General features: G+C 51.1%; 13 protein-coding genes and 1 riboswitch. Of the genes, 12 read left to right on the top strand and 1 reads right to left on the bottom strand.

From position 1 onward, the window contains the following. The first annotated feature begins 290 nt into the window (after positions 1-290). Positions 291-3,743 (top strand): EAL domain-containing protein, encoded by a 3,453-nt coding sequence (locus JYB63_RS04385; RefSeq protein ID WP_205656573.1) that lies wholly within the window; start codon positions 291-293, stop codon positions 3,741-3,743. A 48-nt stretch (positions 3,744-3,791) separates the two neighbouring features. Here JYB63_RS04385 and ribB read toward each other — a convergent pair whose 3' ends face one another. Then, positions 3,792-4,457 (bottom strand): 3,4-dihydroxy-2-butanone-4-phosphate synthase, encoded by a 666-nt coding sequence (ribB, locus tag JYB63_RS04380; RefSeq protein ID WP_205656572.1) that lies wholly within the window; start codon positions 4,455-4,457, stop codon positions 3,792-3,794. 147 nt (positions 4,458-4,604) lie between these two features. Then, a riboswitch (FMN riboswitch) is annotated at positions 4,605-4,825 on the bottom strand. A gap of 315 nt (positions 4,826-5,140) precedes the next feature. On the opposite strand from ribB, the gene JYB63_RS04375 reads away from it, so the two are divergent. From JYB63_RS04375 to JYB63_RS04325, 11 genes are all read left to right on the top strand, one after another. Further along, the gene (locus JYB63_RS04375) at positions 5,141-5,494 is read left to right on the top strand and encodes a hypothetical protein (RefSeq protein WP_205656571.1); all 354 of its coding nucleotides are present in this window, start codon (positions 5,141-5,143) and stop codon (positions 5,492-5,494) included. A 26-nt stretch (positions 5,495-5,520) separates the two neighbouring features. Then, the gene (locus JYB63_RS04370) at positions 5,521-6,897 is read left to right on the top strand and encodes a class II fumarate hydratase (protein WP_205656570.1); all 1,377 of its coding nucleotides are present in this window, start codon (positions 5,521-5,523) and stop codon (positions 6,895-6,897) included. Between the two features lie 10 nt (positions 6,898-6,907). Further along, positions 6,908-7,336 carry a DUF2753 family protein gene (locus JYB63_RS04365; protein WP_205656569.1) on the top strand — a complete coding sequence of 143 codons (429 nt, stop codon included), beginning with the start codon at positions 6,908-6,910 and terminating at the stop codon, positions 7,334-7,336. Between the two features lie 104 nt (positions 7,337-7,440). Beyond that, positions 7,441-7,941, top strand: coding sequence for a superoxide dismutase, Ni (sodN, locus tag JYB63_RS04360; protein ID WP_205656568.1), 501 nt, complete (start codon positions 7,441-7,443; stop codon positions 7,939-7,941). Between the two features lie 49 nt (positions 7,942-7,990). Beyond that, on the top strand, positions 7,991-8,296 hold the full coding sequence (locus JYB63_RS04355; RefSeq protein ID WP_205656567.1) for a S24/S26 family peptidase: 306 nt from the start codon (positions 7,991-7,993) through the stop codon (positions 8,294-8,296). 58 nt (positions 8,297-8,354) lie between these two features. Next, complete coding sequence (locus JYB63_RS04350; protein WP_336510851.1) at positions 8,355-8,723, top strand: DOPA 4,5-dioxygenase family protein; 369 nt, start codon at positions 8,355-8,357, stop codon at positions 8,721-8,723. A gap of 152 nt (positions 8,724-8,875) precedes the next feature. Further along, positions 8,876-10,456, top strand: coding sequence for a DEAD/DEAH box helicase (locus JYB63_RS04345; protein ID WP_205656566.1), 1,581 nt, complete (start codon positions 8,876-8,878; stop codon positions 10,454-10,456). Positions 10,457-10,488: 32 nt separating this feature from the next. Beyond that, on the top strand, positions 10,489-10,962 hold the full coding sequence (locus JYB63_RS04340; protein WP_205657024.1) for a LabA-like NYN domain-containing protein: 474 nt from the start codon (positions 10,489-10,491) through the stop codon (positions 10,960-10,962). A gap of 164 nt (positions 10,963-11,126) precedes the next feature. Beyond that, positions 11,127-11,870: a TetR/AcrR family transcriptional regulator gene (locus JYB63_RS04335; RefSeq protein ID WP_205656565.1), complete on the top strand. Its 744-nt coding sequence runs from the start codon at positions 11,127-11,129 to the stop codon at positions 11,868-11,870. A gap of 95 nt (positions 11,871-11,965) precedes the next feature. Beyond that, positions 11,966-14,344 (top strand): efflux RND transporter permease subunit, encoded by a 2,379-nt coding sequence (locus JYB63_RS04330; RefSeq protein ID WP_205656564.1) that lies wholly within the window; start codon positions 11,966-11,968, stop codon positions 14,342-14,344. Beyond that, positions 14,331-15,137, top strand: coding sequence for an outer membrane lipoprotein-sorting protein (locus JYB63_RS04325; RefSeq protein WP_205656563.1), 807 nt, complete (start codon positions 14,331-14,333; stop codon positions 15,135-15,137). The genes JYB63_RS04330 and JYB63_RS04325 overlap by 14 nt, the downstream gene beginning before the upstream one ends. Positions 15,138-15,139: the final 2 nt, after the last annotated feature.

Raw genomic sequence — 15,139 nt, 5'->3', positions numbered from 1 at the left:
AATTGCCAGGGGAAACAGAAAAAATCATTGCAGACTTCAGATTGCCGGATACAATGTTGCGGACAGAAATTCACGCTGTGATCTAAACGTAATTTAATGAGTATTATGGTTTAGATTACCGCTGTAACTTTATGATATTTATTAGTATTGTTATTTTATTTGAAAATAAATATCAAACGCATTTAGCCGGATGTTGTGTTTATTCAGGCCGGTAGTTTCTGTCTGTCATAGTTGAATATTGTTTTAGTGTACGCGCCAGGGACGGAATCGCGATGTAATGGTGATCCCTGATGAGTCTGAGCCCGTCTCTGCTGGCTGCAACAATCAAGCGACGTTTAAGCTTTGCTTCCGTAACCCTGCTGCTGTGTTTTTCTGTTATCTGGTGGCAGGCATCCTACTGGTTTGAAACCTATCTGGTTGAAGAACGTGCTCAGCAGTTTGATCAACAGGTTGACGGTTACGCACAGAATCTGGCGAACATTCTCAACAAGCGCTTTGCACTGTTGCAGGGCTTAACCTCGTACGTGGAAACAGACTTGCTGTCTTCTGACGTCACATCTGAAGGTTCAGGGCAGCGCCTCGATACCTTTATTAACGGCTTACTGACTACCTCAAAGGGCATCCGGAATTTCGCGGTGGCGCCGGATGGGGTCATCAGCAAAGTCATACCTCTGCAGGGCAATGAGTCTGCGCTTGGGCATGATCTGCTGAGTGACACCCGGTTGGCGAGCAGGCATGCAACGTTACGGGCGATGCGTCAGTCGGACATTGCACTGACATCACCGATGCAGTTGTTACAGGGCGGCAATGGTGTTGTTGCCCGCCAGGCGGTGAATGTAGACGGGCATTTCTGGGGGCTGGTTTCGATGGCGCTGGATATGGCGCCTTTGTTGCAGGAGTCCGGTTTATTAAATCCGGAAACAGATTTGCAGATCGGCATCCGCGATAGCCAGGGGGTGGTGTTTTACGGTGACGATGAGTTGTTCAGTAATGAGCGTCTGGTGCACCGGGTTGATCTGATTGATGGCCAGTGGGAGCTTGCTGCCATGACGTCCGCCGGGGCTGATGCCGATATTCGTCAGTCCGTCATGATTTTTGAAGGTGTCCTGGCGGCTTTCTTTCTGCTGGTGACCGGTGTTTTAACACAGCAGCGACGGCAGTACCGTGCTCAGTCATCTTCTGCGGATGGAAACAATAGCACCCATCCTGCGCAGCCGGGACCTCCAACATGGGCCGCGCCGCTGCTTACGTTCTGTGCACTGTTTATGGCAACCGTTGCTCTGTACTGGTTTATGCAGCGTAATGATACGGCCAGTGAGCAGTTGGCGCTGAATAATACGGCGGCGACCCTCGAGCATGATATTCGCCGGCGGTTGAGTTCCCATCAGGAGTATTTTGAGTTACTGGCAGAGCAAATCAGCCAGGGGCAGCTTTCAAAAACTTCTTATCAGGAGCGGGTATCCCGTTATGTATATGATCATCCCGGGCTGGTAAACGTAACCTGGGCGGATGCTGATTTTGTTATCAGGGATACGGCACCTTATGAGGAAAACAAACAGGTGGTGGGGTTAAAGCTGCTGTTGCCTGAGCCTAAGCGGGCGTCTTATGAGGCGTATGTGAGCCGTCAGCCGGTCTATACCAATCCGTTCGTCGTCATTCAGGGGCATCCGGCATTTGAGCTTTACGTGCCGATTTTCACCGGCGAACGTTTCCTCGGTACCTTAGGGGCAGTTTATAAAATTGAATATTTGCTGGATGGCCTGGTGCCGGATGATGTGCGCAGCAGATACAAAGTGGATTTTGTCGACCGGGAAGGACAGGTTATTTATGGCGATGCTGAGCAGACACCGTTAACCGGCCTTACCCGGGTGCTGCCTATCAGCCAGTTGAATGAAACGGTGTGGCTGCGGCTGAACGCATATGATAACCGCCCCGAGCAAAGCAGCCGTTTGCTGCTGATTCTGTTGTTATTGCTGGCGACCGGTATCGGTATCAGTCTGTGGTTACAGTACCGGGAAAGCCGGCTTAACTGGCGTCTGGGTGAAGATCTGCGGGAAAGTCAGCGGCATTTTCAGGCCATTGCTCAGTCTTCCCCTATGGCGATTATTATCAGTTGTCCGGAAGACGGAAAGATCATTTATGGTAACGCCCAGGCAGAGAAACTGTTCAGCTGTGCTATTGATACGCTGCATGGAAGTCAGCTGGAAGGTTATTTTTCCAAACCTGAAGATTATCGCCGCTTCTGTTCACAGATAAGAGAAGAGCGGCATCTGGATAATTTTGAGTTACTGATTGAGAAGCGGGATGCCGGAGAAAAGTTCTGGGCATCTTTGTCTTCTCAGGTGGCGCTGTACGGTAATAGTGATGCCATTATTACCAGTGTTATTGATCTGTCTGAACGAAAAAATCATGAAGATAAATTATTTGAGCAGGCTAATTATGATGCCCTGACCGGGCTGCCTAACCGGGGGCTGGCGTTCGACCGTTTACAGGATGCCATGGCACGGGCCAAGCGCCAGGAGACCCGTATCGCCCTGATGATGCTGGATCTGGATCATTTTAAGACCGTGAATGACAACCTGGGTCACAATGCTGGTGACCTGTTACTGAAGGAGGTATCCCGGCGCTTAACCGGTTGTATCAGGGAAGGGGATACTGTTGCACGTCTGGGCGGCGATGAGTTTACGCTGATCCTGCCGGAGCTGAAGGAAGCAATGGAAGCGGAGCTGATTGCGGAGAAAATTATAAAGGCCTGCAGTGAGCCGGTTTTCATCAGGGGGCATGAGGTGGCAGTGAGTGCCAGTATCGGTATTACCGTATTCCCTGATGACGGTGAAGACCAGGAGATGCTGCTGAAAAATGCCGATACCGCGATGTACAAATGTAAGGAAGATGGCCGTAACCATTTTCACTTTTATACCGAAGAAATGAACCGCCATGCCCAGGCGCTGCTGAAAATGGAGCTGGAGTTGCGTAAGGCTTTGCAGCGAGAAGAGTTCGTGCTGCATTATCAGCCGCTGATCTGTACTACAACCGGTCAGATTATGGGCGTGGAAGCCCTTTTACGCTGGCACAATGAAGCCCTTGGCAATGTTGCTCCTGATGTGTTTATCCCGCTGGCGGAAAGTATCGGGGTAATAAACGAGCTTGGGGAGTGGGTGCTGTATCAGGCGGCTTCCCGGATTAAAGCCTGGCGGCAGCAGCCTGGCATGCCGCAGTATGTGGCGGTGAATGTTTCCGTGCAGCAATTACGGCAGGGGCGTTTTGCTGAGCTGGTGGGTAAGGTTTTTCAGGAAGTGGACATTCCGCCGCAGGCGCTGGAACTGGAAATTACAGAAACCGTGCTGCTGGATAATACGGAGCGCAATCACAGTATTCTGAACGTGATTGATGCCATGGGGGTGCGGTTATCCATCGATGATTTCGGTACAGGCTATTCATCACTGAGTTATCTGGGGCGTTTTCCGTTTGATACCCTGAAGATCGATCGCTCCTTTATCAATGATGTGGATGAGCGTGATGAGGCAGCACAGCTGACCAGTGCCATCATCTCCATGGCGGATATTCTTGGGCTGCGGGTGGTTGCAGAAGGGGTGGAAACCCAGAAGCAGCTGGATTTTCTCGGTTCGCTGAATTGTGACCTGACCCAGGGCTTTTATCTTGCCAGGCCTATGCCGGCGGCTGAGCTTGAAGCGTTTATAGCTGATTATTCGCCAGTGTGCAGTCAGGTGGTGCCTGCCTGAGCCGGAAGGTGCTGAGCCGTCCGGCAGGTGTTTTCCTTGTCGTTTGAATTACGCGCTGGCTGACAGCGCCGCCAGCCGGTAAGCGACGATATCCTCAACGCTCAGCACCGGCATATCATTCGCTTCACCGAAACGGACAATTTCCGGCAGTTTAGCCATGCTGCCATCCGGATTGGTCAGCTCGCAGAGTACGCCGTATGGCTGTAATCCTGCCAGCTTCATCAGGTCAATGGTGGCTTCTGTGTGTCCCCGGCGGGTCAGCACGCCACCTTCACGGGCCCGCAGCGGATAAACATGTCCGGGCCGTGCCAGATCTGAGGGCACCGCGTCATCAGCGATAGCTGCTTTAATGGTGGTGACTCTGTCAGCAGCAGATACACCGGTGGTGACACCTTTGCTGGCTTCAATACTGACCGTAAAGGCCGTACCGTACTGGCTGTTATTCTCGGTGACCATCGGTGGCAGTTCCAACTGACGGACCCGGTCTTCATCAAGACACAGGCAGACAATGCCACTGCATTCACGGATCAGCATGGCCATCTGAGGTATGGTCAGGCTTTCTGCGGCGAATATGATATCGCCTTCATTCTCCCGGTCTTCATCATCGACCACCAGTACACCCTGACCGTTGCGCAGGGTTTCCAGTGCCAGACAGATGCGTTCCGCGGGCGTGCTTTCAGTAAATGGATTTTTAAATGTTTCAGACTGATTCATGGTTATACCTAAATGAGTAATAGTTCCAGAATCAGGGCATAAGGAACGGCAGCAGGCATCCGCTGTTTGCACAGCAAGCCCCGCCATCAGATATGACATACATAGCTGCGCTCAGCAGGAAGCAAACCGGCCGACGCAGGGGATGTTGTTCATTCTCTTCCATCCGGACTCAGCAGTGTTTAACTGACAACACTGACATTACCGTCGGCTCTGGATTATTTCTGCGAAATCACCAGATCTGCTGACCCCGGCACTGATTGTCACTGAGGCTGTCAGTGGTTCAGTTTTCCGGGCGCTCGCGGGCTTAAAAAGATGTTTTGTCTTTTATCACCGCCGGTGGGGAGTTGCACCCCGCCCTGAGAATTACCCGGTTATCCGGGTGAGGGGATAGTCGGCTAATTTTAAAGCGGAGTCCACCGTTTTCAGCGCAATTGTCGTTATTAAGTCAGGGAAGGGTTTTTACCGCTTAAGAAGATTAAAAACCCCTGAAAATCCATGGATTTAATTAGCCTGAATCAGGGCTGATATGGGTTTACCTGAAGCATATTGTAAAATATAATGCGAATAATTCTCGTTTGTAGTTAGTGTTTTGATGATGCAGATCATCCTTTCCTTGCCATGACGGACAAACTTTCAGCAGCAATTAGCCAGGTGCCGGTGGAGTATCTGCTAAGGAGACACGCTTGAGTCAACAGATCATCGACCAGCTTTCAGTTCATCTTCCGGACGGACAGGCGATCCGTTTAGGCCTGAGCCCGGACCGCCCGGAGCTGGTCAAAGAGTATCTCGATGAAGCCGACAGGCTGGTCAGTCAGTCGCCACGTCCGGTGCAGCGCCAGGCATATATACTTTGTTATGAACTGTTGCTGGAAGCGATCTGCGACAGCTGTGTGCCTGTTCACTGGCGCCGGCTCTGTATGGATCATATTTACCGGCCGTTGCTTGCTCTCGGCAGGCTGGCCAGATCTGAACAACAGCGGCAGGCCGTCAGGCGCTGTTATCGTGAAGTATCGGTTTTAAGCAATTATTTTCTGTAATCCGTTCCGGGCCTTAAGGAGTCACTATGAAAACACGTATTGAAAAAGACAGTATGGGAAGCCTGGAAGTACCAGAAAACGCGCTGTATGGCGCGCAGACTCAGCGGGCAATAAACAACTTTCCGGTCAGTGGTGAAACTATGCCGCGGCCATTCATTGAAGCCCTGTTGCTGATTAAGGACGCTGCTGCGCAGGCGAATCAGGAACTGGGCTGCATCCCCGCGGCGATTGCCAATGCTATCAGTGACAGCTGTCAGTTGCTTAGCAGCGATCCGTTACTGATGGACAATTTTCCGGTGGATATTTTTCAGACCGGTTCAGCCACCAGTTCAAATATGAACGCCAATGAAGTGATTGCCACCCTGGCCAGCAGAGCACTGGGGGATGAAGTTAACCCTAATGATCACGTGAACTTCGGCCAGAGCAGTAATGATGTGGTGCCTAGTGCGATTCATATCAGTGCCGCTTTACAGATACAGAGTCAGTTGCTGCCGGCGTTGGAGCATTTGCAGTCAGCAATTGAAACTAAGGCTGCAGAGGTGGCCGGCTTCTGTAAAACCGGCCGGACACACCTGATGGATGCCATGCCGGTGCGGATGGATCAGCAATTACTTGGCTGGGCCAGCCAGATCCGGCAAAACCGTGAGCATCTGGAAGCGCTGTTGCCAGCGTTGCAGCAACTGGCGCAGGGCGGTACAGCGGTAGGTACCGGTGTGAATACCCATGAGCAGTTTGCATCCCTGTTTGCTCAACGTTTAAGCACGCTCACCGGGTACAGTTTTTCTCCATGCCATAACACGTTTGCAGCAATTGGTTCGCAGGACACGGCTGTTGCTGTTTCCGGTCAGCTGAAAACAACAGCGGTCAGCATTATGAAGATCGCTAATGATTTGCGCTGGATGAACTCCGGCCCTCTAGCCGGGCTAGGGGAGATTTCTCTGGAGGCGTTGCAGCCGGGATCATCCATTATGCCGGGTAAGGTTAATCCAGTGATTCCTGAGGCCGCGGCTATGGCTGCAGCACAGGTGATGGGCAATGATACGGCGATCAGTGTGGGTGGTCAGTCTGGCAACTTTGAACTCAATGTTATGTTGCCAATGATTGCCGCGAACTTGCTGAAGAGCATTGGCCTGCTGACCAGCACCAGCCGATTACTGGCAGATAAAGCGATCAGCAGTTTCAGTGTGAACGAGGCGAAGTTAAACGAGGCATTGCACCGTAATCCGATTCTGGTAACGGCGCTGAATCCTGTTATCGGTTATGCCAGAGCCGCAGAAATTGCTAAGCAGGCATATAGCGAAGGCCGTCCGATTCTGGATGTGGCTGTCGAGGGGACGGATCTGTCCCGGGAAGAACTGGCGGTGTTACTGGATCCGCAGAAGCTGACAGAAGGTGGTTTGTAGGGAGTGATGTATGAGCAATCAGATCCTCAAAATGAAGCGTTGGCAACAGCAGGTTCAGGCCGGTAACGAGTGCTTCAATGCTCATCAGCTGTTCGCTGCGGTAGCGCATTATCAGTCTGCTAAGCAGTTGGCCTGGGGGTTGTTCAGGCACTGGGAAGATCCTGCCGAAGCGGTTGCGGTAGTGATCATCAGTTATCACAACCTGGCAGATCTTTATTTACGGCGGATGCAGACGGATATGGCAGGCAATGAGCTTAACCGGGTGCACGATAGCCTGTTGCAGGAAATTGCCAACGAAGCTGACTCGTCACGGTATCAGGCCCTGTTATCGGGGCTCCGGCGTACATATCAGGCGTTGCTTGAATTTAATCAGCAGCATCGTCCAGAGCAGATTGGTGAATTGCAGGCCCGCTATGAAGCTGAGCTTCTGGCCGGGTAGCAATGCAATGAAATAAGAAAGTTTCCGGAAACGGAATACCCCCTGAGTGCAGAGTGCCGGCCGGGCCGATAACTCTGTACGCTTTACTATGATAGGAGTAAACAATGATCCACGGTATTTTTAAACAGCTTGACGCCATTTGTCAGTTCTCAGCAGCGGATGCGCACTGCGATATCCCGTGCAAGATTTATGATCCTCAGATTGCTCAGATCGCAGCACTGAGTGTGATTCGTTTTATGGATCTGATTCAGGAACTGGCTGACAAAGACAGCCTGACCCTGGCTGAGCAGGCACAGCTGGGCCGTCTGGTGCAGGAAAAAGAAACCCATGCGGCAAAAGCTAAGGAAGAGGTTCGGGTTATCTGGGGTGATTACTTCAAACAGCCTCAGTTTGATCAGTTCCCGAATACCAATGAACTGGTGCACAGCATTATGCTGACCGGCTCTGCCTGCAAGCAGAACATCGGCCGTGAACACGGTGAAAAACTGCTGTCGCTGGTGAATGAGTTTGCCGCAAGCTTCTGGGCAACCAAAGGCGTTGAGACCTTCACTGCTGAGTGTCCTTACCCACCGGCAATGCAGGTGACCTATCCAAAGCTTGGTTAATTAGCCGGGTTAAGGGCTTCAGAAACATAAAGAAGAGCAGGGCTTAGTAATGATCAGTATTCACCGTGTGAATGGACAGAGTATGCTGCCGGCGTTTGCCGATGGCGATTATGTACTCTGTATTAAGCCTCTGCCTTTTATGCCGCTGAAGAAAGGGGATGTTGTGGTGATTCAGCATCCCCGTTTAGGGTGTATCATTAAACGTGTGGCAAACCTCAGTGCCAGTCACGATATGTGGCTCAGTGGTGACAGCCCGCACAGTACTTCAAGTGAAGTGATGGGCTGGCAGCCCAGACAAACCCTAATCGGCCGTGTGGCGTGGCATATCGCCAGACCTTCGCCTGTATCCGGCTGAATCAGTATATTTAATCCCCTGTTCGCGGGCAGACTTGCTATGATACTCAGATTGTCATTTGTCTGAGTTACTTAATGCTATGTCTGATCTCTATCCCCGGAATCTTCACCCTGCTTACCATGCGCATGTCTATTTTGATGCCGGCACACTGGCGTTCGCCTCCTCATTGTGTGAGCAGGCTGGCAAGGTGCTGAATGTTCAGGTTGGCAGAGTGCATGAACGTTTGGTCGGGCCGCATCCTTGCTGGAGTTGTCAGCTGAGTTTCGTGGCTGCTGATTTCGATAAAGTCGTGGGCTGGCTGGATGAACACCGTAATGGCCTCAGTGTGCTGGTGCACGGTTTAACCGGTGATAATCTCAAAGATCATACTGACTATGCATACTGGTTAGGGGATGCTGTGCCCCTGAATCTGGAAATGTTTCGCTAAAGTGTCCTTATCCATCAGTCTTACTGGTGTTATGGGATAGCCTGCTGTAAGCTTCGCGCCGGTTCTTTACATCGGATATTGCCGGTTACATCAGATGACTGTCAGCCGGTGAATCTCTCGCCATTACTTGCCAACCAAGAGAAACATTTTTTATGAGTTTTGCCGATTTAGGCTTATCGACGCCATTGCTTGATGCCGTTAGCGAACAGGGCTATTCAGAGCCTTCAGCGATTCAGGCGGAAGCAATTCCAGCAGTTATCCATGGAAAGGATGTAATGGCTGCTGCCCAGACCGGGACCGGCAAAACCGCAGGGTTTACTCTGCCTATTCTTGAGCGTCTGAAAGATGGTTCGCGGGCGAAAGCGAATCAGGCCCGGGCACTTATTCTGACACCTACCCGTGAGCTGGCGGCTCAGGTAGGGGAAAGTGTGGTTGATTACGGCAAATATCTGAACCTCAGCTCCGCAGTGGTGTTTGGCGGTGTGAAGATCAATCCGCAAATGCAAAAGCTCTGTAAAGGCACCGATGTGCTGGTGGCAACACCGGGACGATTGTTGGACTTGTATAACCAGAATGCGGTGAAGTTTGATCAGCTGGAAGTACTGGTGCTGGATGAGGCGGACCGGATGCTGGATATGGGATTTATCCATGACATTCGTAAGATCCTGCGGCTGTTACCGCCGCGCCGCCAGAACCTGCTTTTCTCTGCGACCTTTTCCGATGAGATTCGTCAGCTGGCCAAAGGGCTGGTGAATGATCCTGTGGAAATTTCGGTAACCCCCCGTAATGCTGCGGCAACAACCGTGAAGCAGTGGCTCAGTCCGGTTGATAAAAACCGTAAAGCACCGTTGCTGATCAAGCTGATTAAAGAAAACGACTGGCAGCAGTTGATTGTGTTTACCCGAACCAAACATGGTGCTAACCGTCTGGCAAAACAGCTGGAAGCCAAGGGGATTACTGCAGCGGCGATTCACGGTAATAAGAGCCAGGGCGCACGCACCCGGGCGCTGGCGAATTTTAAAGCCGGCGAAGTACGTACCCTGGTGGCGACTGATATTGCGGCCCGTGGCCTGGATATTGAACAACTGCCGCAGGTGGTCAATTACGACTTGCCGAATGTGGCCGAAGATTACGTTCACCGTATTGGCCGTACCGGCCGTGCCGGTGCCAGTGGTGAAGCTGTGTCACTGGTTTGTGCTGAAGAGCTGGACCAGTTGACTGGCATCGAAAGCCTGATCGGAAAACTTATTGAGCGGGTGTCTGTAGAAGGTTTTGAACCGTCTGAACCTCTACCGGAAAAGCCTTTAAAAGCCCTGAAGAAGAAAAAGCCTAAAAAGCCTAAGCAACGGGCAGGTGGTGAACGCCAGTCCGGTGAGCACAAGGACGGTCAGCGTTCGGCGGATAATGCGCGAGGCCATAAACCTGCAGGTAAGAATAAACGACACCGCAGCGATAGCCAGGCTAAAGGTAATAGCCGGGGCGAAGCCCGTTCAGGGCAAAAGCGTGATGGTCAGGCTGCAGATTCGGCCAAACCTGCAAACCGTCGCCGTCGTTCAGGGCCTAAGCAGGCTGCAAACGGTAACAGGGCTGAGCAGGGGCAGGCGGCAAATACCAACAGTCGTTCCCGTGGTTCGGCTAAGGGTAATCAACGCCGTAACGATCAGTCCGCTGCACAGCGCCCGGCAAGTAATGCGCCCCGTAAACGTGCTGCGTCCGGAAACCGGGCTGTTTAAACGCTGAAAAGGTGTAAGGGAGAAAGGTGAAAGTGATGAAGATCGCCGTATTTGCTGATGTGCAAAATCTCTATTACACCACCCGCCAGGCGTATAACCGCCAGTTCAATTACCGTAAGCTTTGGCAGCAACTGAGTGCTGAAGGGGAAATTGTACTGGCTAATGCTTATGCGATTCACCGTGGTGATGATAAGCAAATGGGGTTTCAGCAGGCATTACGGCATATCGGTTTTGATGTGAAGCTCAAGCCTTATATCCAGCGCAGTGACGGCACCGCCAAGGGCGACTGGGATGTGGGGATTACCATTGATGTGATGCAGGCCGCTGCTGAAGTGGACCGGGTAGTGTTACTTTCCGGCGACGGCGATTTTGATCTGCTCATGCAACATATTCAGCAACACCATGGTGTGGTGGCTGATGCTTACGGTGTGCCCGGTCTTACGGCTAACTCTCTGATAAACAGTGTAAATACTTTCTTTCCTATCGATAGTGACCTGTTGCTGTAACCGCGCAGGCTGTATCTGTGTTTTCCTGAAATTTACTCAACAATCAGAAATAAACTGAACTTTTTTAGTTGTCATAAGATGCTTTATCTCTATAATTGACGATTCGTCACTAAAGCTTCATGTGGCTGACATATGTATCCGGTAAGTTAAGTAAAGAGATTTAAATGAGTCCTCGCCAGGTTGATGAACGTACCCTCCATGACCGTGAACAGCAAATGCTGGATGCGGCAGCGTTGCTGATCGAAAAGATCGGCGTGGAAGGTCTGACCATGGATAAGCTGGTGAAGGAAGTGCCGTTTTCCAAAGGTACGGTATACAGCCACTTTACCGGTAAAGAGGATGTTTTACTGGCCTTGTGCAACCGGGGTATGGGGCTTCTGGCTGGTTATTTCCGCCGGGCATATCTGTTTGATGGCAGTACCCGGGAACGGATGTTGGCACTGATGTTTGCGTATCTGATTTATTCGCAGATATATCCGATGCTTTTCATGCTGGTGATCAGTGCGAAGGCGCCGGGGGTCATTGAAAAGGCGTCTGATAAGCGCCGGGCTGACCATCATGAACTGGAGCAGACGCTGTTTGCCAGTGTTGGAGGCATTATTCAGGATGCACTGGATAACGGTGACTGTAAGAATCCGAACGGTCTTAGTCTGGAAGTGATTGCCTGTACCGGCTGGGCGACAGCCTTCGGTGCAATTACCCTGATGGTAAAAGGTGCTGATGATTGTGTCGTGCGGGGAGAGTTGTGCCCCCAGCAAGTAGTGATGACTTCGGTGCATACACACCTTGACGGCCTGCAGTGGCTACCATTACTGCGGGACTACAATTTTGAACAGACAGTTGAACGTTTAAAGCGGGAAGATTTTGCAACAGAAGTACAGTTGCTGATGGCCCGTTGCGGCGGTTAACTGTTTGATTTAAAGGCAATATAACAAAAACAGGTGCGGCAGAAATGCCGTTTTTTTAAACCTTTATAATGACGATTCGTCAAAAAGGCAGAGAAATGAAAGAGAAACTTTTCTCAACGGTGCTTAAGCATCCTGTATGGGTGGCTTTACTGTCAATTCTGTTGATAGTGGGTGCTGCATACGGTGCTAAGAATCTGGTATTTAAGAGCGATTACAGGGTGTTTTTCAGTGAAGATAACCCGCAGTTACTCGCCTATGAAGCGATGCAGAACATTTACAACAAGAGTGATAATGCTTCTTTTGTAATTGCTCCGGCTGATGGGGATGTGTTCACTCCGGAACGTTTGGAGATGATCCGTCAGATTACTGAAGAGGCCTGGCAGATTCCGTATTCTACCCGGGTTGATTCGATCACTAACTTCCAGCATACCTGGGCTGAAGAAGACGACATGATCGTTGAAGATCTGGTATTGGAAGGCGCTGAGCTGGATCAGGCGGCACTTGACCGGGTGCGTGAGGTAGCTGTCAACGAACCGTTATTGCTGAATAACCAGATTTCCAAAACCGGTCACGTGGCGGTTGTGAATGTCACCGTACGTCTGCCGGGTATCGATCCGGTTACAGAAGTACCTGAGGTTGTCAGCAAGGTCCGTGAAATTCAGCAGAAATACATGCAGGCAAACCCTGATATCAGTATTCAGCTGTCTGGCATCGTGATGATGAATAACAGCTTTGCCGAATCGTCTTTAAAGGATAATGCCACCCTTGTTCCCGGCATGTTCCTGGTTGTTATTATTGCCATGATTCTGCTGCTGCGCAGTATCACCGGTACACTTTCGACCGTGCTGATTGTTGCCACCAGTATTGCCGGTGCGATGGGGCTGGCAGGCTGGGCCGGATTATTCCTGACCGGGCCTTCAGCGAGCGCGCCAACAATGATCCTGACCCTGGCGGTTGCTGACTGTATTCATATTCTCAGTACCATGAAATATGAGATGCGTCTGGGTGTGGCAAAACGTGAAGCGATTCTGGACAGCCTGCGGGTTAACTTCCAGCCGATCCTGCTGACCAGTGTAACCACAGCAATCGGTTTCCTGAGCATGAACTTCTCAGATTCACCACCGTTCCGCGACCTGGGTAACATCGTTGCTGTGGGTGTGATGCTGGCGTTTATTCTGTCTGTGACGCTGTTCCCGGCGCTGCTGATGATTCTGCCGGTACGGGTGAAAGTACGTAAGGAAGAGGAGCGTGATTCAATGCGTTCTCTGGCGGCTTTCGTGACCAATAACCGCCGTGTGCTGTTACCGGTGATGAGTGTGATCATGGCGAGCCTGATCGTGTTCCTGCCGCAGAACAAACTGAACGATGATTTCGTTAAGTATTTTGATGAGTCTGTGCCGTTCCGTCAGGCGACTGATTTCATGCAGGACAACCTGTCCGGTATGACACAGCTTGAGATTTCTCTGGGTAGCGGTGAATCCAGCGGTATCAACGATCCTGCTTACCTGAAAGTCCTGGGTGAGTTCAGTGCGTGGTTACGTGAGCAGCCGGAAACAGACCACGTGAATACGCTGTCTGATACCCTGATGCGTCTGAATAAGAACATGCACGCAGATGATGAAAGCTATTACCGTTTGCCGGATGACCGTGAGCTGTCGGCACAGTATCTGCTGCTCTATGAGATGTCGTTGCCGTACGGGCTGGATCTGAACAATCAGCTTAACGTTGATAAGTCTGCGACCCGTATTATTGCCACCATGACCAATATGACCAGTAATGAACTCATACAGGTTGAAAAGCGTATTCAGGGCTGGTTTATTGCCAATGCACCGGATATTGAAGTGGAAGTCACCGGACCAAACCTGATGTTTGCGCATATTGGCCAGCGTAATATTCAGAGTATGTTATCCGGTATTGCGATGGCACTGGTGCTGATTTCGGTACTGCTGGGCTTTGCATTACGCTCCGTACGTTTCGGCCTGATCAGTCTGATTCCTAACCTGGCGCCAGCGGCTATGGGCTTTGGTGTCTGGTTCCTGATCGACGGTCAGGTGGGACTTGGTCTTTCGGTTGTGGCCGGTATGACTCTGGGTATTGTGGTAGATGATACAGTTCATTTCCTGAGTAAGTATCTGCATGCCCGCCGTAATAAGCAGGCAGAACCTGAAGCGGCAGTTCGCTATGCATTTGGCAGCGTTGGCCGGGCTTTATGGATTACCACATTTGTTCTGGTTGCCGGCTTCCTGGTGCTGTCTTTGTCTACCTTCAAGCTGAATGCTGATATGGGACTGCTTACCGCTGTGACCATTCTGATCGCTCTGATTGTGGACTTCTTCTTCCTGCCGCCGCTGCTGATGAAGCTGGATGCCGGCCGGGTTGAAGCGCCTGTAGATGCTGCTGAAAAAGAATCTGAAACTGAAACCGCTACTGTCACTGCTACTGTGGCTGCTGGAGAGCAACATGCAAGTAACTAAGTCTTTAAATTTTGTCCTGGGTGCCGGTTTGCTGGCATCCGGAATGCTGATGAGTTCTCTGACGCTGGCGCAGACAGCTGAAGAGCGTGGCCTGGAAATTTCTAAAGAAGCTAAGCAGCGTGACCTTGGCTGGGGTGACATGCAGGCCGAGATGCTGATGGTGCTGCGTAACAAGCAGGGTGAGGAAAGTGTCCGGGAGATCCGCATTAAAAACCTGGAAATGGAAAACGACGGTGATAAGAGCCTGACGGTTTTCGATAAGCCCCGTGATGTTAAAGGAACCGCGTTCCTGAGTTTCTCTCACCCGGTGGGAGCAGATGATCAGTGGCTGTATCTGCCGGCACTGAAGCGGGTTAAGCGTATTGCATCCCGTAATAAATCCGGTCCTTTTATGGGGTCTGAGTTTGCTTTTGAAGACCTGAGTTCATTTGAGGTTGAAAAGTACACCTATAAGTACCTGCGTGATGAGGCCTGTGATTTGGGCCAGTGCTTCGTGATTGAGCAATATCCGGTTGATAAAAACTCCGGTTATACCCGTCGTGTGGTGTGGCTGGATCAGGCGGAATACCGTACAGAAAAAGTTGAGTTTTATGACCGTAAAGACAGTCTGCTGAAAACCCTGACCTTTGATGGCTATCAGCAGTATCTGGGTAAGTACTGGCGTGCAGACGTTCAGACAATGGTTAACCACCAGAACGGCAAAGGCACTGATCTTGAGTGGTCCGGTTATACCTTCCGTACTGGCCTGAAAGACTCTGACTTTAATAAAAATACTCTGAAGCGGGCGCGTTAATC

The organism is Aliamphritea spongicola (genome assembly GCF_017051665.1).
Lineage (GTDB): Bacteria > Pseudomonadota > Gammaproteobacteria > Pseudomonadales > Balneatricaceae > Amphritea > Amphritea spongicola.
Note: the sequence above shows the minus strand (reverse complement) of the source record. Positions and strands in the feature narration are given on the sequence as shown.

Bases quoted from the DNA above. Each gene is read 5' to 3' on its own strand.
- JYB63_RS04325 (WP_205656563.1), top strand. From the start codon at position 14,331: ATGCAAGTAACTAAGTCTTTAAATTTTGTCCTGGGTGCCGGTTTGCTG.
- JYB63_RS04355 (WP_205656567.1), top strand. From the start codon at position 7,991: ATGATCAGTATTCACCGTGTGAATGGACAGAGTATGCTGCCGGCGTTT.
- JYB63_RS04345 (WP_205656566.1), top strand. From the start codon at position 8,876: ATGAGTTTTGCCGATTTAGGCTTATCGACGCCATTGCTTGATGCCGTT.
- sodN (WP_205656568.1), top strand. From the start codon at position 7,441: ATGATCCACGGTATTTTTAAACAGCTTGACGCCATTTGTCAGTTCTCA.
- ribB (WP_205656572.1), bottom strand. From the start codon at position 4,457: ATGAATCAGTCTGAAACATTTAAAAATCCATTTACTGAAAGCACGCCC.
- JYB63_RS04370 (WP_205656570.1), top strand. From the start codon at position 5,521: ATGAAAACACGTATTGAAAAAGACAGTATGGGAAGCCTGGAAGTACCA.
- JYB63_RS04385 (WP_205656573.1), top strand. From the start codon at position 291: ATGAGTCTGAGCCCGTCTCTGCTGGCTGCAACAATCAAGCGACGTTTA.
- JYB63_RS04365 (WP_205656569.1), top strand. From the start codon at position 6,908: ATGAGCAATCAGATCCTCAAAATGAAGCGTTGGCAACAGCAGGTTCAG.
- JYB63_RS04335 (WP_205656565.1), top strand. From the start codon at position 11,127: ATGAGTCCTCGCCAGGTTGATGAACGTACCCTCCATGACCGTGAACAG.
- JYB63_RS04330 (WP_205656564.1), top strand. From the start codon at position 11,966: ATGAAAGAGAAACTTTTCTCAACGGTGCTTAAGCATCCTGTATGGGTG.